Annotated in this window: 15 protein-coding genes; 6 read left to right on the plus strand and 9 right to left on the minus strand. The window is 61.4% G+C overall.

All coding sequences use genetic code 11. The annotated features are described in order from the left end of the window. Positions 1–3 precede the first annotated feature (3 nt). Positions 4–1,335, plus strand: coding sequence for a dihydrolipoyllysine-residue acetyltransferase (gene aceF, locus EYV96_RS04205; protein ID WP_240732336.1), 1,332 nt, complete (start codon positions 4–6; stop codon positions 1,333–1,335). A 38-nt stretch (positions 1,336–1,373) separates the two neighbouring features. Here aceF and EYV96_RS04210 read toward each other — a convergent pair whose 3' ends face one another. The 5 genes from EYV96_RS04210 to EYV96_RS04230 form a co-directional block, all read right to left on the minus strand. After that, complete coding sequence (locus EYV96_RS04210; protein WP_131150233.1) at positions 1,374–2,924, minus strand: FAD-dependent monooxygenase; 1,551 nt, start codon at positions 2,922–2,924, stop codon at positions 1,374–1,376. 246 nt (positions 2,925–3,170) lie between these two features. Next, the gene (locus tag EYV96_RS04215) at positions 3,171–3,665 is read right to left on the minus strand and encodes an SRPBCC family protein (protein ID WP_131150234.1); all 495 of its coding nucleotides are present in this window, start codon (positions 3,663–3,665) and stop codon (positions 3,171–3,173) included. Continuing rightward, positions 3,643–4,035 carry an ArsR/SmtB family transcription factor gene (locus EYV96_RS04220; RefSeq protein WP_240732420.1) on the minus strand — a complete coding sequence of 131 codons (393 nt, stop codon included), beginning with the start codon at positions 4,033–4,035 and terminating at the stop codon, positions 3,643–3,645. Before EYV96_RS04220 ends, EYV96_RS04215 begins: the two co-directional genes overlap by 23 nt. A gap of 135 nt (positions 4,036–4,170) precedes the next feature. Further along, positions 4,171–4,752, minus strand: a complete 582-nt coding sequence (locus tag EYV96_RS04225) for a hypothetical protein (RefSeq protein ID WP_205746084.1) — start codon at positions 4,750–4,752, stop codon at positions 4,171–4,173. Positions 4,753–4,888: 136 nt separating this feature from the next. After that, positions 4,889–5,260 (minus strand): YciI family protein, encoded by a 372-nt coding sequence (locus EYV96_RS04230; protein ID WP_131150235.1) that lies wholly within the window; start codon positions 5,258–5,260, stop codon positions 4,889–4,891. 234 nt (positions 5,261–5,494) lie between these two features. On the opposite strand from EYV96_RS04230, the gene EYV96_RS04235 reads away from it, so the two are divergent. Further along, complete coding sequence (locus EYV96_RS04235) at positions 5,495–6,370, plus strand: retropepsin-like aspartic protease (RefSeq protein ID WP_165488581.1); 876 nt, start codon at positions 5,495–5,497, stop codon at positions 6,368–6,370. 654 nt (positions 6,371–7,024) lie between these two features. Here EYV96_RS04235 and EYV96_RS04240 read toward each other — a convergent pair. Continuing rightward, a complete protein-coding gene (locus EYV96_RS04240; protein ID WP_165488582.1) occupies positions 7,025–7,693 on the minus strand; it encodes a mechanosensitive ion channel family protein in 669 nt (222 codons plus the stop codon). Positions 7,694–8,269: 576 nt separating this feature from the next. On the opposite strand from EYV96_RS04240, the gene EYV96_RS04245 reads away from it, so the two are divergent. From EYV96_RS04245 to EYV96_RS04255, 3 genes are all read left to right on the plus strand, one after another. Further along, entirely contained in the window at positions 8,270–9,868 is a 1,599-nt protein-coding gene (locus EYV96_RS04245) for an arylsulfatase (RefSeq protein WP_131150238.1), read from the plus strand. Between the two features lie 297 nt (positions 9,869–10,165). Continuing rightward, a complete protein-coding gene (locus tag EYV96_RS04250; RefSeq protein ID WP_131150239.1) occupies positions 10,166–11,899 on the plus strand; it encodes a SulP family inorganic anion transporter in 1,734 nt (577 codons plus the stop codon). 90 nt (positions 11,900–11,989) lie between these two features. Further along, positions 11,990–12,487 carry a class I SAM-dependent methyltransferase gene (locus tag EYV96_RS04255; RefSeq protein WP_131150240.1) on the plus strand — a complete coding sequence of 166 codons (498 nt, stop codon included), beginning with the start codon at positions 11,990–11,992 and terminating at the stop codon, positions 12,485–12,487. Here EYV96_RS04255 and EYV96_RS04260 read toward each other — a convergent pair. From EYV96_RS04260 to EYV96_RS04270, 3 genes are all read right to left on the minus strand, one after another. Then, positions 12,475–14,085, minus strand: a complete 1,611-nt coding sequence (locus EYV96_RS04260) for an ABC-F family ATP-binding cassette domain-containing protein (protein ID WP_131150241.1) — start codon at positions 14,083–14,085, stop codon at positions 12,475–12,477. The genes EYV96_RS04255 and EYV96_RS04260 overlap by 13 nt on opposite strands. Positions 14,086–14,263: 178 nt before the next feature. Beyond that, positions 14,264–14,866 carry an antibiotic biosynthesis monooxygenase family protein gene (locus EYV96_RS04265; protein WP_165488583.1) on the minus strand — a complete coding sequence of 201 codons (603 nt, stop codon included), beginning with the start codon at positions 14,864–14,866 and terminating at the stop codon, positions 14,264–14,266. Beyond that, positions 14,847–15,875 (minus strand): alpha/beta hydrolase, encoded by a 1,029-nt coding sequence (locus EYV96_RS04270; RefSeq protein ID WP_165488584.1) that lies wholly within the window; start codon positions 15,873–15,875, stop codon positions 14,847–14,849. Before EYV96_RS04270 ends, EYV96_RS04265 begins: the two co-directional genes overlap by 20 nt. 806 nt (positions 15,876–16,681) lie before the next feature. On the opposite strand from EYV96_RS04270, the gene EYV96_RS04275 reads away from it, so the two are divergent. Further along, entirely contained in the window at positions 16,682–18,184 is a 1,503-nt protein-coding gene (locus EYV96_RS04275; RefSeq protein WP_240732337.1) for a mannose-1-phosphate guanylyltransferase/mannose-6-phosphate isomerase, read from the plus strand. Positions 18,185–18,228: the final 44 nt, after the last annotated feature.

The raw sequence follows: 18,228 nt of genomic DNA on the forward strand, positions 1-18,228 counted from the left end.
TATATGAATCAGCTGAAAGAAATACGCGTGCCGGATCTCGGTGGCGCTCAGGACGTTCCCGTCATCGAGTTGCTTGTCAACGTCGGCGATCGCATTGCCGTGGACCAGGGCATCATGACGCTGGAGTCGGACAAGGCGACCATGGAGGTCCCTTCATCCACTGCAGGCATTTTGAGGGAATGGAAGGCGCGCCTTGGCGATACGCTTTCCGAAGGCAACGTGATCGCGTTGATCGAAGTGGCCCACGTCGTCGAGAGTCCCCCCGGGCCAGTTCATGAGACACCGCCTCTTCACGCACCCCCTGCGCCATCGATGGTGACGGCCGTGGCCGCAACGACCATCGTGGACGGCGATTCGCCGTGCATGGATCCACTGAAGTCCACTACGCGCCGGGAGATCCAGCCCAGCGCCATGCCCTACGCGAGTCCCTCGGTACGCCAACTGGCCCGCACGCTTGGCGTATCGCTGGGCGTTGTCAGCGGCACAGGCCGCAGCGGCCGCATCATGCGCGTTGACGTGGAGACTTACGTGCGTGGTGCCTTGTCCGGCGTCCATGGACGCGTGGAAGCGACAAGTTCGCCGAAACCGCAAGGCGGGTTGAACCTCCTGCCCTGGCCAAGGATCGACTTCAGCAAGTTCGGCGATGTGGAGGAGCAGCCGCTTCAACGCATCCGGAATATCGCAAGCGCCCATCTATCACGGAGCTGGGCCTTCATTCCGCATGTCACGCAGCACGATGAGGCAGACGTCACCGATCTCGAGGACCTGCGTCTGCAGCTCAATCGCGACTTGGTAAAGGATGGCACCAAGCTCACTCTGCTCGCTTTCCTGATCAAGGCATGTGGATGCCTGCTTAAGCGTTTCCCGCGTTTCAATGCCTCGCTCGATGAGCGAGGTGACATGCTGACCCTGAAGAAGTACTGCCATATCGGGTTTGCAGCGGAAACGCCGCAAGGTCTGGTTGTTCCGGTCGTGCGTGATGTCGCCAAGAAGGGCATTGTCGAGATTGCGCAAGAGGTGGCAGCGCTCGCCGCGCGCGCGCGGGCGAGCCAACTGGCACCCAACGACATGCAAGGCGGCTGCTTTTCGATCAGCTCGCTGGGTGGTATCGGCGGGAGCGCCTTCACACCGATGGTGAATGCGCCCGAGGTGGCGATTCTTGGCGTGTCCAGGTCCTCCGTTCAACCCGTGTGGGACGGTGTTGCATTTCAGCCGCGCCGCCTGCTTCCGCTTTCCTTGTCTTACGACCATCGCGTCATCGACGGCGCGGCAGCGGCTCGTTTCACCACTGAGCTTGCCCGCTTGCTTGGCGACTTCAGGCGCGCACTGCTCTGAATGCGATGGCCTTCCATCTCCACCGAAGACCAAACGCCTCAGGGCGAGAGAGGCCCCGGCTCACCGAACCAACGCAGCGCCGCGCCCGCCGGAGTGACGGGATGGTCGACGCTTTCACCAACCCACGCCACAACGCCATCTGGACGCACCAATAGTGCATTCACGCCGAGCGCGTTCTCGACGTGACCGGAAACGTAAGTGATCCGATCATGCCAGCGGCTGGCAAGCTCCCGGTGTGGCTCGTGTTCGTCGAAATCCAGCCACAAACCCCGGCCACGCGTCATCAGGTCGCCAACCCTCGCCGCGCCTGACACGAGGAAATCCGGAACACTACGCCCCACGAGTGGATGAACACCTCCCAGATCGTAGCGAAGCGAAACACCCCATACGCGCTCCGCGAAGTAGGTTGCGCCGTCACGCGTATCGACGAGTTGTCGAATGGTCGCTTCGAGAGCACGTGAACTCGGACTTGGACGCATCAGCGCGACCTGAGCCCGCGACCAGTCGAGAACCTCTTTTCCTACGGGATGGCGTTCGTCCTGATAACTATCGAGCAAGCCGGCGGGCGCATCGCCGCGAATCGTGGTGGCGAGCTTCCAGCCGAGATTCATCGCATCACCGATACCGAGATTGAGCCCCTGCCCGCCCAGGGGCGAATGAATGTGCGCAGCGTCACCGGCAAGGAGGATGCGGCCTTTGCGGTAGTGGGTTGCCTGACAGGCACGGTCGGTAAACGTGGTGACCCGATGCAAGGCGGTTACGGTCACGCCAGTCTGGGAAATACGGCGCAGCACCATCTGCACATGTTCGAGCGTGATCGGTTGGGTGCGATGGAAGGCGCCGCCGTCGAAATCGACCATGGCGATGGTGCCGGGGCGGGCGTAGGTATACATGCCGGTTGGCGTGTAGGTGCGTCCTGGTTGAAGTACTTCCTCGTCTTCAAGCTCGGCCTGAAAGGAGTAGCCGGTGAATTCCGGATCGGTGCCAACCAACTCGAATCCGGCCAGCTTGCGCACCGTGCTGCGGCCGCCGTCGCAACCCACCAGCCAGCGTCCGACGAAGGTCTCCCCGTTGCTGCGCACGATGACGCCGTCGTCCGTTTGATCGACGTCGCATACGGCGACACCGCGCCGGATATCGACACCGAGCGCGCGGGCCCGTGTCGCGAGCACCATTTCGAGGGATTCCAGGGTCACCATCAGGCTGGTGCCTGCAGGGCTCGGCAGGTGCCAGGGCCAGCGTGAGGCGTCGATCTGGTCGTGGAAGAACGGAATGCCGGCGAAGTGCCCTGCCGGACGTCGCTTCTCCTGCATCCAGTGGGCCGCTTTGTGTGTCGCCCCGGACGCCTCGTTCGCTTGCTGAGCATCCTTGACGGCATCAAGCAGCCCGCGACGATGGAGCGCTTCCAGCGTCGGGACGGAAAGGCCGCGCATGCCAAAAGGCAGCCGCTTCAGGGGCGAAGTCGGATCGCCGGCTTGCTCGAGCACCAGAACCGACTGGCCCTGCAGCGCAAGTTCGCACGCGAGAAAGAGACCGACGGGACCGGCGCCGGCAATAACAACGTCATGGGATATTGGAAGGCTGTGCATGGGTGACTCCAGTGTCGATGCGATGTTCGACCGGAGCGTTCCCCGTATGCGAGAACCCCTCGGACGAATGATGGGACGCCTGATGCGTCCGATATTCGTCGCGGGGGTCTCGGGCACGAAGCCAAAGACCAGAGCTTTCGTTACCGAAAGGACTTGGGCTTACCAAACCAAGTCTGCCTTTTCCGACTCGGCTACGTTACCACGGCAGGCAGGGCGCGGCTATGCGCGCCCCTGCCACTGCATGGGTCAGGCCGCCAACAACTCGTCCAGCTGGGCGAACTGCTCGGGCAGGCCTTCCGCCGAGCCGGCAAGCGCTTCGTCCAGCGCAGCTTCGGTGGGGTAGCGTTCGTGGAACGTCACCAGCGTTTTATCGCCGCGCTCTTCAAACGTCACGGTGGTGACCGCGCCCTGATCGCTTTCGTCATTCGACCAGACGATCCGCTTGTTCGGCGTCACTTCCTTGTACGAGCCGAAGAAGGTCATCGGCTGATCAAAGGCCGGGTGGCGGAAGACGAGGCGATACGAGCCACCCGTCCGAATGTCCATGTCGCACGACTCCAGTGTCATGCCGACGGATTTTGGCACCCACCATTGCCTGAACAAATCCGGATTGCTCCATGCTTCAAAAACGATGTGCACGGGGGCATCGAATATCCGGGTGACGACGAGTTCTCGGTCGGACTTGCGTTCCACGGCTGTAGGGTTCAGAGCGACAGCACTACTTGCGGTTGCTTGTGGCATTTGCCTTCTCCTTACTCTTCATGTGCTCGACAAGTTGATCCAGTGCGTCGAAGCGCGCATTCCAGAGCTGACGGTGCTGGTCGATCCAGGCGGCCTCTTCCTCCAGCCGTCGATGACCTAGCTTGCAGGTGCGTACGCGACCGAGCTTCTCGGTCGTCACAAGCCCTGCTTCTTCCAGAATGGTCACGTGCTTCTTCATGCCCGTGAGGGTCATGTCAAATCGCAGTGCAAGGTCGGTAATGGAGCAATCGGACCGGCCGAGCTGCTCCAGCACGCCACGTCGGGTGACGTCCGAAAGCGCGGCAAACGTGGCGTCGAGGCGGGCCTGATAGTGAACCATATGGTTCACTGTACGCCGCGGAGTCGACATGCGCAAGTAGCGATCGGGGGCACAAAGGCCCCCGAATCCACGACAGTTCAGCCGAGATCACATCCCCGGATCTCGCGGGGTGAACAGCGCGATCATGTCCTCGTTGCGCGGAACCGCATGAGCCGCGCCCTGATGTCAGCCGCCGTATTGCTTCGGAATCGGGAACTCGGGCGTTTCGCCCTGCCAGTAGATCGTCACGACCCACCAACGCTTCCCATCAAACATCAACTGGAAACTGTTGATGCCACGCTGGAACGGTTTGGCATCTGAAGCGTCGTGGCGCGATTCGTAGGTACTGAAAAGCTGGACGATGTTGCCGTAGCGATCTTCCGTGCGATGGGCTTCGCGCTCGAAGAAGCCATCCTTTTTCAGCATGGGGCCCGCCAGTTGAATGTAATCCTCTACGCTCAACACCCGCGCCGAGGTGACGCCATCTTTGGTGCGCGCGGAGATCAAACGGGCGCCTGGCGCAAACAGTGAGCGCATCCGGTTCCAGTCACGCTCTTGTCCCTTGGGGCCTGAAATCACATCGTAGACCGCGCCGACGATCGCGTTGATGGAAGCGACGTCTTCAGGGCGAGCTGCGGGCGTCTCAGCAGGCCCCGGGGAAGCCGGCGCAGGTGCGGTAGCGCTTTGCGCTGTTGCGTTCCCCAGCGGAATCCCGACCAGCGCCAGGGTGCTCAACAATGCCCATTTGCGAAGCGATACAGATTGCATGGCGTGCTCCCGGCTGCCTGTGGTTCGAAAGGGTGGGACAACATCGAAGCCGCACGGTAAGGAGCTTGGTGAGCGACGGCAAGTGCACGTCGTCAGGCCGGCTGACGCTCGTGCACTGCACCAAATGCCTGAGGCGTTACGGCTCCAGATAGAAGCCCATCGGAATGAGCTCCACAGCCCAACCACCTTCTTCGCCAATCTGCGCTGCCGGGTGCATGGAGGCGATCCGGAGCGCCTCTTCGGGGTCGTCCGCCTCAATGATGAAAAGGCCACCCACGACTTCCTTGGTTTCGGTATAGGGCCCATCCGTCACGTGCGTCTTGCCGCTTCGCGGCCGAAGCGTCTTCCACGTTTCAAGATCGCCGAGCGACGCGGACACCCGCACCTTGCCGGTGGCGTACATCTTTTCATCCAGCGCGGGGCATTGGCTCACGATCTTCTTGATCTGGTCCGGCGCCATGGCTGCGAACTGGTCGGGGGTGAAGTAGGCCAGGCCGAGGTATTTCATGGGGCGTCCTTTTTTGGGTGGGTAGGTAGTGACGACGAAGCGGATGGTCCGGAATCGACAGTGACATGGAAGTTTATGTCCACGAACGCGTCCGGCCCATGCCAAAAGCCCTTATGTCTAAAGGCCTTATGCCAAACGACCTCCATGACTTCTGCGCCATTGATCGCCCTGCTCGCAGATACCTACGATCCGTCAAGCCGCCCCTCGCCATGCTGGCCACTCAAAGGAATGTCCATGAAATCCATGCGCCTCGCCACCATCGTTGCCTGCCTCGCACTTGCCCCGGCATTGCATGCCGCATCGGCCAAGCCCATTCAGTTCCAGCCCTTCATGGAGCGTGCCCTGATCGTCAACGCGACGATCAATGGCCACCCCGGTACCTTCATGTTCGACACCGGCGGCGGCATCAGTTTCATCTCGCCGAAGTTTGCCGCGGAAATCGGTTGCAAGCCGTGGGGACAGATCACCGGTTTCCAGATGACCGGCAACCGCCTGGACATGCAGCGTTGCGACAATGTGTCGGTGCAGGTCGATCAACACCAGGTGCGTCGCGAGACGGTAGGTGTGTTCGACATGGATAAGTTCCTGCCGACCGGCTCAAAGGAGAAGATCGACGGCTCGCTGGCCCTCGATATCTTCGATGGCCAGGTGGTGAAGTTCTCTTACAGCGAACGCACGCTCACCGTGCTGGACCAGTCCGCCGTCGCTGCACTGTCGAAAAAGACGCCCTCCGTGCCCATCCACGTCGTGCGTGAAGCCGAAGGCCTCGCGCTGGCGGTTAACCTGCCGGTGAAAACCGATAACGGCACGGCCTGGTTTGAACTGGATTCGGGCAACACCAGCCCCTTCATCCTCGCCGGCAAGCATCTGGCTGACACCTTCAAGCTCGACAACGATCCCCGGACCAAGCAGACCATCAAGACCGCGCTTGCCGATGGTCAGCCGATCGAAGGCAACGTCAAGGTGCTGGACCTCACGCTCGACGGCAATCTCGGCATGACCTTCCTGTCGAAGTACGACGTCACCATTGACATGGCGAATCATCGTGCCTGGGTGGTTCCGAGCAAGGGAAGCGAGGTGGCGAGTTCGGCAAAGCCGGCATCGGAGTAACGCTGCGGACGCATCGCGCGTGCTCCCCATACGACATGTGGTGAGCGCGCGCGGCATTCCCTTACATACATGACCCGACTGCTTTGGTAGGGTTTCACGCACTGCTGGGCCGTCATTCAACGACACCGCAAGCAGTCATTGCATGAAGCAACGAAGCGCGGGCCAGGGGTGCTACCAACACCGCATGGCCCGCTGACCATCACCAACTGAGAGTAAGTTGATATGGCTATGACGGATTGTACGTCATCCCCTCCCTGTCGCATCCCCTGCGACAAATCCCTCGGAAGTCCCCGGACCGTCTGCGGCCCACCCAGACACGGCTGATGAACTAAGCGCAGCTTTTGGGGCGCTTCCGAAGTTTGTGTGTGAACACATGCTGGCGTACTAGGAGCGCCAGTGCCCCGTCCTGCCTGACGTTCGGAACCAAACCGCCCGGCGCTCGGACACGAGCAGGCCGACGAGACTTCATTGCTTGGTGTGATGCGTAGTCGCGGTACCCGTGGCACGAACGCGTACGCGCGGCGTGCCACACTTAATTAGATATCCATGCGCGAATCACTTGGCGCTCGTGGCATCGTCACGGCGCGCGCGTTGGATGCCACCGCGGCAGCAAGGACACGGACCAGGACAACTCATTCGTTCGCCAGAAGCGAACTAACCTTCCCAATGTTCGGGCGCCACAACCTTCGGCTCGGCCGGGTCGCGCTCGTAATGCGGCGACATGATCTGCACGCCCGCCTCGTTGAAGGCGTCCTGGATGTGGGCGTGCATCTCGCTGAGGATGTCCAGGCGAAGCCCGTTGTCCAGAATGCGCGCGTGAAGCAGATATTCCACGTAGAAGTCCGATAGCGCGGTCTGAAGGACGAAGGGAGCCGGCGTTTTCTCCACGCCCTTCGTCTTCATGGCGGCTCCAATCAGCATTTTGTGGACCTGCCGCCACGGTGCGTCATACCCGATGGTGACTGTGGTGGTGAGCCACATGCCCTGCCCTTCGGGATTTCGCGAAAAGTTGGAGAGCTGGTTGCTGAGGATGACCGTGTTGGGAATGCTGATCTCCACACCCGTCAGCGTGCGTATGCGCGTGGCGAACAAGCCGATCTGCAGCACCACGCCTTCATTGTCGCCTGACTTGATGACCTCGCCCACGCGCATGGTGCGTGAGTAAAGAATGGTGAAGCTGCCTGCGGCCTGGCCGACGATGCTGGAGGCGCCCAGCGACACCATCAAGCCCACCAGCACGCTCAGACCCTTGAACGCATCGGTTTGCGCGCCCGGCAGATAGGGATAGGCCAGTGCCAGCGCGAAAAGCCAGACGATGGCCACGACGATCCCGAGCGGCAACGGCTACGGTGTACAAGGCGCGTGAATGCGAAGGATGGGTTGCAGCGTGGCGAGACGCGGTCGTTGAACGCGATGCTGACAACACCCTAGCCAGATCAAGTGCCGCGCGGGCTCTTCATGCGTTACAGCGTCTCATCTTGATGGACGCAAGGAGTTCCGGCGCCTGATCAAATGGGGCCGGGACCAGTATTTCTACCCAAAAACACCTGCGTACTTATTCGCTGTTCGCCACTCGCCCGGCCCACCACCATCGATGGCGGGACTCCCACACTTCCCATGTTCTGTGGGTTTTCTTCGCATGCCCATGGTGTGCGCGCAATGCCTCCGGATGGCCCGGCAGGCACGTGCCTCATTGAGTTGCTGCAGGGAGATCTGATCATGAAACGGTTTCGAACGAAGCTCATATCGTCGTGCGGCCCGCTCCTGCTGGGTTTGTTGATAGCCCTGGCAGCTGGATGTTCATCCTCCAGCCAGAACGACCAGGGCTCTGGTACAGCACAGGCAAGCCCGGCGACCTCCGCGGGACAGCCCAATGCGCGGCCCACCGCCGATACCGCCATGAACCCGCCCCCGGTCAGCGCACCGGCCAGTGCCGGGGCCAACAGCGGTCGCAAGCCCAATATCGTGGTGATCTGGGGCGATGACATTGGCATGTGGAATGTCGGCGCCTACACGCACGGCATGATGGGACGCACGCCGAATATCGATTCGATTGCACGCAACGGCATGCTGTTCACCGACCACTACGGGCAACCCAGCTGCACAGCCGGCCGCGCAGCATTCGTGATGGGCCAACTGCCCATTCGTACCGGCATGACCACCATCGGCATCCCCGGTTCGACGCGCGGCATCCAGAAGAGCGATCCCTCGATTGCTGAAGTGCTCAAGTCAGCCGGTTACGCCACTGCGCAGTTCGGCAAGAACCATCTGGGCGATCGCAACGAGTTCCTGCCCACCATGCACGGTTTCGACGAATGGTTCGGCAACCTCTATCACCTCAATGCCGAGGAAGAGCCCGAGCAGCTCGATTATCCCGGTCAGAAGAACCCTGCCTACAAGGACAAGTACGGCCCGCGCGGTGTGCTGCATACCTGGGCGACGGACACGGACGACGCCACGGTCGACCCCAAGTTCGGTCGCGTTGGCAAGCAGAAGATCGTCGATACCGGTCCGCTGACGCGCAAGCGCATGGAGACCATCGACCAGGAAGTGACCGACGAAACACTCAAGTACCTGGACAAGGTCGGCAAGGGTGATAAGCCGTTCTTCGTCTGGTTCAATTCCACCGCCATCCACGTCTGGTCGCACCCGAATCCCAAGTACGTGCAGAAGGCCGTCGATGAAGGGCGTGCCGAGCAAGACGTCGTTCGCGCGCGCATGATCGAACATGACGAGCAGGTCGGTCAGATCCTGCAGAAGCTCAAGGACCTGGGCGTCGAAGACAACACCATCGTCATCTACAGCACCGATAACGGCAATGAGTTCATGTTCTTCCCCGACGGCGGCTATGCACCGTTCCGCGGCGAGAAGGGCACGACCTGGGAAGGCGGCCTTCGCGTGCCGATGTTGGTGCAGTGGCCCGGACACATTCCGGCCGGCCGTGAAGGCAATGGCATCCAGAGCCACGAGGACGTCTACGCCACGCTGGCCGCAGCAGCGGGCCTGCCGAACCTCAAGGAAGACCTGCTGAAGGGCTATACGATGAACGGCACGAAGTACAAGGTGCATCTGGACGGCTATAACAACCTCGACTACTGGACCGGCAAGTCCGACAAGTCGGCGCGGCGCGAGATCTTCTACTACGACGAAACCGACCTGATGGCGGTGCGCGTCGATGGCTGGAAGATGCACATCGGCGTGAAGCACCATGGCAGCTGGTTCGATGAGAAGTCGTATCCGAGCGTGCCGTACATCGTCAATCTGCTGATGGACCCGATGGAAAAGGTGACACCCGATTCCGAGGAGTACCAGTACGAGGGACGCAAGTTCGTCGCGCAGAAACTGTGGGCACCCACGGCCGCAGTACCTTTCCTGGCCGAGCATCTGAAGAGCCTGCAGGAATACCCACCGAGCCAGGGTGCTGACACCCTCAGCATGAAGCGCGCCATCGACGGTGCCATGCAAAAGCTGCAGGCACCCAACGGCAGCAGCAACTAACGACTGGGTCGTCAGGGCGGGTGCAGCGCATTTTGCTGCACCCGTCTTTGCTGATCAGGGCATTACCTCAGCGGCTGGCCCGTTTTCGTGAAGCTGACGATGGAGGCTGCCACCAGGTCAGTGCGCGCATGGATCCAGCAAACGACGTTGGTAAATCTACGTAGTGCATGCACGTACTTTTTCGCTGGTCCTCCCACGCATCTGAGAACGACTCGCAGGCACGGGTCACATGGCTGACGAGCGGCCCGTCCTGAGCCTATGATGTTTCCATCGTGCTTCGATGGGATGGATCGACTCATGTCTCCCGACCACCCGGTATTCGCCGATGAATCCTCGAAGCAGCGCGCCCTCGGCTGGCAGCGCTGGCTGCCAGGACTGGTCACGCTGAAGCACTACCAGGCGGCCTGGCTAACGAAAGACATCGCCGCCGGCCTGGTACTGACCACCATGCTTGTACCCGTCGGCATCGCGTACGCGGAAGCATCGGGCGTACCCGGGGTTTACGGGCTTTACGCCACCATCGTGCCGCTACTGGCCTATGCGATCTTTGGTCCCAGCCGCATCCTGGTACTAGGCCCCGACTCGGCCCTGGCGGCGCCCATTCTGGCCGTGGTGGTCTCCATGGTGGCCAACGATCCCTCCCGCGCCGTCGCCGTGGCCAGCATGATGGCCGTCGTCTCGGGCTTGTTCTGCATCGTCCTTGGCTTGTTGCGGCTGGGATTCATTACCGAATTGCTGTCCAAGCCCATTCGCTATGGCTACATGAACGGCATTGCGTTGACCGTGCTGATCAGCCAGTTGCCGAAGCTGTTTGCCATTCCCGTGGAGGATCAAGGGCCATTGCGGGAAATCGTCGATCTGGTGCTCTCGATCGCCGAAGGCAAGGTGAACGTCTACTCGTTAGCGGTCGGTGCGGGCAGCCTGGTTCTGATCCTGTTTCTCAAGCGATTCGAACGTGTTCCGGGCATTCTCATTGCCGTCATCATCGCAACGCTGGCGGTGACGGTGTTCAAGCTGGACGCACACGGGGTCAAGGTCCTCGGCACCATTCCGCAAGGCTTGCCCAAGTTCGTGGTGCCCTGGCTCAGCGATGTGGATCTGATGAAGATCGTGCTGGGAAGCTGCGCCGTGGCGCTCATTTCCTTCGCCGACACCAGCGTGCTCTCCCGCACCTTCGCTGCGCGCTACAACACGCGCGTGGATCCCAACCAGGAAATGGTTGGCCTGGGCGCGGCCAATCTGGCGGCGGGTTTTTTCCAGGGCTTCCCGATCAGCAGCAGCTCGTCACGCACGCCCGTCGCCGAAGCCGCGGGCTCCAGGACTCAGCTGACGGGTGTCGTAGGCGCCATCGCCGTTGCGCTCCTGCTGGTCGCTGCGCCCAACCTGATGCGTTACTTGCCCAACAGCGCGCTGGCTGCCGTCGTCATTGCGGCGGCCATCGGCTTGTTCGAGTTTGCGGACCTCAAGCGCATTTATCGCATCCAGCGCTGGGAATTCTGGTTGTCGGTCGCGTGTTTCGTGGGCGTCGCTGTTTTTGGTGCTATCCCTGGCATCTGCATTGCCGTGGTCATCGCCGTGATGGAGTTTCTGTGGGACGGCTGGCGGCCGCACTTTGCCGTCATGGGACGCGTCGAGGGCCTGCGCGGCTATCACGACACCAAGCGCTACCCGCAAGCCAAGCAGGTTCCCGGGCTGTTGCTGTTCCGCTGGGATGCGCCGCTGTTCTTCGCCAATGCGGAACTCTTCCAGGAACGCTTGCTGGAAGCTGTCGATGCGGCGCCCACCTCCATCCGCCGCATCGTGGTGGCGGCCGAGCCGGTGACGAGCATCGACGTCACCTCCGCAGACATGCTGCGTGAACTCAACGCCACCCTGGCCGCGCGAGGCATCGATCTGCACTTCGCCGAAATGAAGGACCCGGTACGTGACAAGCTGAAGCGCTTCGAGCTTATGGGTGTCATCGGTGACGAGAGCTTCCACCCGACGGTGGGTAGTGCGGTCGACGACTATCTGAACCTGGCGCCGCCGTAGCCCTGAGAAGGCAACCCGCGCGCATCCAAACAGCACTCACGCCAAAGCGGCGACTGCCTGGTTGCCGTCCAGCCATGGTCGAGCGGCGCGATGCATACGGGCCATCAATATCACGAGTTCTTCCTGACTTCGCCGCGCGACCTGCGTACGCGTGATCGCTTTTTGCGCCTGGCGATGGATCGCCTTCCCCCAGGGGCCGACGTACTGGATTTCGGGGCAGGCACCGGCATCGACGCAAAGTACTACGCATCGCAAGGTCACCGAACGTTTGTGTACGAGCCGTCGGATGCCATGCGCGAATGCCTCACGGAGTACTGCGGCGACGAAATCGGCCGGCACTGCGTGATCCCGGTGTCGTCGACGCTGGCGTGCCGGGTGCCAGCCATCACCGCCAACTTCGCTGTCTTCAATCATTTCGACCGCCTCGGGCCACTGTTTGCACGACTCGCCTCCGTCGTCGAACGGGGCGGCTTCATCCTCGCCAGCATGCTCAACCCCTGGTGCATCACACACCGGGTTACCACCAAGCCTATCGACGCCGGTATGTCACACCGTTCGATGAGGCCTAAGTGCGTTTACCAGGGTTGAACGATGCCACCATGCGTCATATCGATACGAAGATCCAATCCCAATCGATCCAGGAAACTCAGGTCGTGCGACACCACCACCAGCGCCCCTCGAAACTGCATCAGCATCGCCTCCAGCGCCTCGAGCGAACGCAAGTCGAGGTGATTGGTGGGCTCGTCAAGAAGCAGCAGCTCGGCCGGTTGTTCGCGATACAAGGCGCAAGCCAGCGCCGCTTTCAGCCGTTCGCCACCACTGAGGTTCGCGGATGGCTTGAGGGCGTCATTGCCTGACAGGCCAAGCAATGCCAGGCGGGTTCGCATGTCGGCCTGAGTGGCGCCGGGGTTGAGCTCCAGCAACTGCTGCAGTGGCGATTGCGCCGGATGCAGGAAGTCCAGTTGCTGGTCAAGGAACGCCGAAGGCACATGCACCTCGCAGCGTCCTGACAGGGGTTGCAGCTGGCCGGCCAGCACCTTGAGCAAGGTGGATTTGCCGCTGCCGTTGGCGCCGGTGATGCCGATGCGTTGGCGCCCGGTGAGGGTGAGGTTGATCGGTTCACCGTGGGCCACGCCAAAGGGCAGCACGAGGTCTGCCAGCGTGATGGCCTTGCGTTGCGCAGCACCGGGGATCTCGGGTGTCAGCAAGGCAATCTCGTCGTCGGCGGCGACCTGCATGGCGGCGGTGCGTACGTTTTGCGCCAGTTCGTCCTTGCGGGCATCCTGTTCGCGCTGTTTCTTCCCGGCGCTGACCTGGCTGTTGGCCTTGCGGCCGCCCAGCAGGATGGCGGCCTGGTTTTCGGTGCGCCCGGCACGCGTGGCGCGCGCCTGGCGACGACTGAGGTTCTCCAGGGTCTGCCGGCGCTCCGCTTCACCGCGGCGTTGCTCGGCCTTGCGGTGATCGAGCTCCTGTTGCGCGCGGCCTTGCTCTTCGGCACGAGCCTGCGCGTAGAAGTCGTAGTTGCCGCCATAGTCACGAAGGCCCGCAGGCGTCAGTTCGACGATGCGTTCCATCGACTGCAGCAACGCCCGATCATGGCTGATGACCACCAGCCCTTTGGGCCAACTGCGCAAGCGCTCCAGCAAAGCTTCGCGACGCGGACGATCGAGATGATTGGTGGGTTCGTCGAGAATCAGCATGTCGGGTTCGCGCAGCCAGGCACCCGCGAGCGCAACGCGCGTGAGCTCGCCGCCGCTGAGGCTCGTGGCGGGATGTTCCGGCGAGAGGTGCCCCAGGCCCAGATCGTTGAGCCACGCGACCAATTGGGTGCGAATGTCCCAGCGGTCGCCGACGATCTCGAAATCATCGACGTGCACGCTGCCCGCCTCGATGCGCGCCACGGCGTCCAGGACGGGCTGTACGCCCGCCATGCCCGCTACCGTGGCATCCGGAGGGGCTGCGACTAGTTGCGGCACATAGGCCACGCGCCCGGAGCGCGTCAGTCGGCCGGCCGTGGGTTCCAGCTGCCCCGACATAAGGCGTGCGAGCACGCTCTTGCCCACGCCGTTTCGCCCGACGAGGCCGGTATGGCGTCGGTCGAACTGGATGGAGAGCGGGGAGAAAAGTGGCTGGCCGTCGGGCCAGGCAAACGCCACGTCATGCAGCGTCAGAAAAGCTTCCGTCATGGGAACTCCAGGGTGCCGGTTGTCGATCCATCCATGGGGATGGGAATAGACAGGCTGTCGTGAAGACAGCGGCATCACTGGCGCATCGGACGAAACCTCTGGGAATGAAAGCGAGCGCGGACTATAGCCACGCTCGTTGGTGACGACAAGGCAGATCACGGCAATCGTTCATGTGCTGCTAGCAAATCGGCGCCTCCTGGCGGCGATTCAGGCCGTAATCGCGCAGAGTGAGAATCAGATGGCAGGTGAACTCCTGGCGCGGCCGCAGGAGCGTCCACAAGCCCCATGCCGCTCCCGCATTCGCGCATTCCAAAACCGTGGCGACTCTGCCTGCTTCCGTCAGATGGTCGAATACATCGGCGTCCGCCATCTGCTCGAATCGGGGAAGATCGCGCGCGGTACCGTCTAGTATCACAAACGCGCGCCCGTCGCCCGGTACCGACGCGGCACCCGGTTCGACAAGCCTGCCGACGCGTAGCCTGTAATCCTCAAAGAGATGCGCCCTTCCGATCGATTGCGCACCCCGATGCATGGATTCGTTTCGCCAGCGAACCAATGCCGCCTCACTTTCCCAGAAGGAAAGCGAAAGGAATGCGCCTGGGCGTGCCCTGCTCCGAAAGCGATCATTGGCGAGAAAGCCATCCATCGCCAACAACGCAGGACGCAGCTTGCCTGCTATGTCGAAATAGGTTTCGGTCTCCCCGGCCGCGGGTTTGACCTCGAAGGCAACCACGTACTTGGCCGCGGCCAGTGCACGAGGATCAGGGTGCACCCTGCTCATCGCCACCCTCCTGCCTTGCGGAATCGACGGTGTGGATAAAGGACGCAACGCTCTCATAGAGCGAGCGGCGATTGCGTTCGAGATGCATGACGTGGGTGCCATCGTCGATGCGCATCTGCCACTTCAGAGGACTTGCTGTGAAGCGAGCGATGAACGCCCTTGCGCCCTCGTCGTTCACGATGACGTCGTAGTTGCCATAAACCACGAAAATAGGGGCTGTCACATGGGCCGGATCATAGGGGTACTTGCCCGCCGCAGCCTCCTGAATATCCAGGTTGGGTCCTTCGGGAATCCGAAGCTGGTCCGGCTTGTCCCCGGGAACGTGAAGCGTCGCCGCGTCGAAGGCGGTCGCCCAGCGCCCGGCCATGGCTGGGTCAAGCAATGAGACGCCAGCCGGCAGTACTGACCGGAACTTCAGCTGGCCATATCGCTCCTCGGCCGTCAGGGGAAACCAGGCGGGATGCGCTTCCTGCTTTCCTTCCGGCGTGGCGGTCCTGGGCACGACGGGCCCGAAGAGCGTCAGTGATGCAAGAGCAGCGGGCTCCTGCGCGGCAAACGTAGCGGCAGGAATCGTTCCCCATGAGTGCGCGACGACATGAATGCTTGTCATCCCATGCTCGCGAAGAAAGGCAACCGCTCGTGCGATTTCTCCAGCCGCTTCCGTGGCACGCAACACGGGAGAGGCGGCATCGGCAGCACCCAGCATGGCAGCCGGGCGATCGGAGGCACCAAACCCCGCAAAGTCGAGACCGCAGGCCTTGTATCCCCGCCCAGCCATAAATCGCAGCCAGGAATCACCAGGACTAAATTCAAATCCGGAAGCCAGCATGGTGGGAAAGCTGGATCCGTGAATGAACAGCACGCCCCTGTGGCCGGATGCGGAAGGTTCTATGCAGTGCAACGCCACGGTCGTGGCATTCGCCGCGTGCAAGGGAATGGTCTCCACCTTGGCCACTGAAGCCTGCGAAGCCAGGATGAGCGCCCCCGCAAGGGTGTTAAATGAAGTCATGAACATCTCTCGCCGGTTAACGTGCGTGTGATGTTACGTAGCGCATGTCCGGGATGTTTCGATGCTCAGCGAAACTTTCCGCAGCCGAAAAGCAGGGTCATGCGCCGTCGCCAAACTGAACTCAAGCCGCTTCATGCATCGCAAGCTCGCTGGTCCTTGGCACGCAAAATCGTGTAGCGATCTCAGCGGCGCGCCGCAATATGCAAGCGACGAACACGAGCATGGCGTGCGCAATCTTAGGCGGCACCCATCGCCATGCCTTTCCATGCGCCGCGCGTCGCAGGCCGCACTACGAAGCCGAAACACGCCGCGAGCGACAGGTCCATGCGCGTCATTGCTTAGTTATGCCTTAGGCACGATCGAGGCGTGCCGCCTCTGTAAACGGTGCTCTGATGCGATGCAAATCCGCTCGAAATCATGTCGAACAAGCGCACGCAACCGTCGCAAATTACGGTGGCGCATCCTCACAACCATGAATATGCGTGATCACATATCACCCCATTCACGCAGATCAAAATGCATTTGGACGTCCATTCGAAACAGTGAACAAGTCAGTGGATTCACGCATTCAGCGCACTCAAGAACGACGATGCGCAAATTCATGTTGTGGTCATCGCAGGAGCCTATAACGGTCGCCGGTCGTTAGAAGAGCGATGACATAGCGTTAATCTCCATCGCGTTTCATTGCCGCTTTCTTCTTGTCGCAACCACGAATCGAAGGATGCAGATCACCGCATCCTTGGGTGAGTTTTTGCCAGAAACCGACCATGGCTACAGGGGCCACGCGACTAGAATGAGGCGCGCGCATGGTTACACCCTCGGCAACATTAACCAAGAGTGCTTCACCGATCCTGGTTCCCGTACTGATGGCAGGCGGCACCGGCACTCGACTCTGGCCACTCTCACGCGAGCAATATCCAAAACAGTTCCTCACACTCATCGGACCGCTCAGCCTCTTTCAACAGACGGCGCAACGCGCTACAGGTATCGATAACGCTGTCGCACCGGTGGTCCTTGGATCGGAAGATCACCGCTTTGTGATCGCCGAACAGCTGCAGGATATCGAGATCAAGCCTTCCGCCATCCTGCTGGAACCTCAGAGCCGAAACACCCTCGCCGCTGCCGCCGTCGCCGCACAACATATCGCGGTGCGTCACGGTGAAGATGCCTTCGCTTTCCTCATGGCTGCCGATCACTACATTGCCGACTTCGTTGCGTTCCAGCTGGCAACCTACGCAGCCGCCCAGGCAGCGACGCGCGATTGCATCGTGACGTTTGGCATCACTCCCACGCGACCCGAAACTGGCTACGGCTATATCCGCAGCGGCGAAACCATTGACCAGAACGATGTTCGCGCAGTCGAGCAGTTCGTCGAGAAGCCCAACGCCGAGACGGCCCGAACGTTCCTGGCGTCTGGCGACTACTTCTGGAACGGCGGGATGTTCCTGTTCCGATGCGGCCACTTCCTTGAAGAACTTCGCCGCCTGGAGCCCGAAACCTACGAGCGTTCGCTTCACGCCGTTCAGTACGCACGCCAGGACAACGGTTTCACCCATCTGGATGCCGAAGCGTTTTCCCTCTGCCGCAATGACTCCATTGACTATGCAGTCATGGAGAAAACCCAGCGCATTGCACTGGTCCCCCTCGATGCAGGATGGGAAGACGTGGGTTCGTGGAGTTATCTCGACCACATGCCAAGCGATGACCCGAGCCAGAACCACACCGAAGGCGATGTGTTGCTTGAAGATGCGACGGGTAACCTGGTCCACGCAAGCAGCCGGCTCGTTGCGCTCATCGGCGTCGATGACCACATCGTGGTGGAAACCGATGACGCCGTCCTCGTCGCACCGAAAGATCGTGCCCAGGACATCAAACGGGTCGTTCAATCGCTCAAGCGCGACAAGCGGTCCGAGGTCGAGAACCATCGGCGTGTCTTCCGCCCCTGGGGCTTCTACGAAACCATTGCCGGCGGCGATCGCTTCCAGGTCAAGCGCATATGCGTCAAGCCGGGACAGAAGCTCAGCCTGCAGATGCATTATCACCGCGCCGAGCACTGGGTGATCGTCCGAGGCACGGCACGCGTCACCATCGCGGAAAAGACTTTCATCCTTACCGAAGACCAGTCGACTTACATCCGGCTAGGCAACACGCATCGACTCGAGAACGCCGGACGCATTCCGCTCGAACTGATCGAAGTACAAACCGGTGTGTACCTGGGGGAGGACGACATTGTCCGCTTCAGCGACGCCTACGGCCGCACCGAAGGAACCACTGAGTTGCAGGCAACGCCCGTCCCCACGCCCGCCTGACCTGGCCGGCGCGGCATCGCGAAGGAAAGACCGTGCTTCGCCCG

This window comes from Dyella terrae, from assembly GCF_004322705.1.
In the GTDB taxonomy this organism is placed as follows: Bacteria; Pseudomonadota; Gammaproteobacteria; order Xanthomonadales; family Rhodanobacteraceae; genus Dyella_D; species Dyella_D terrae.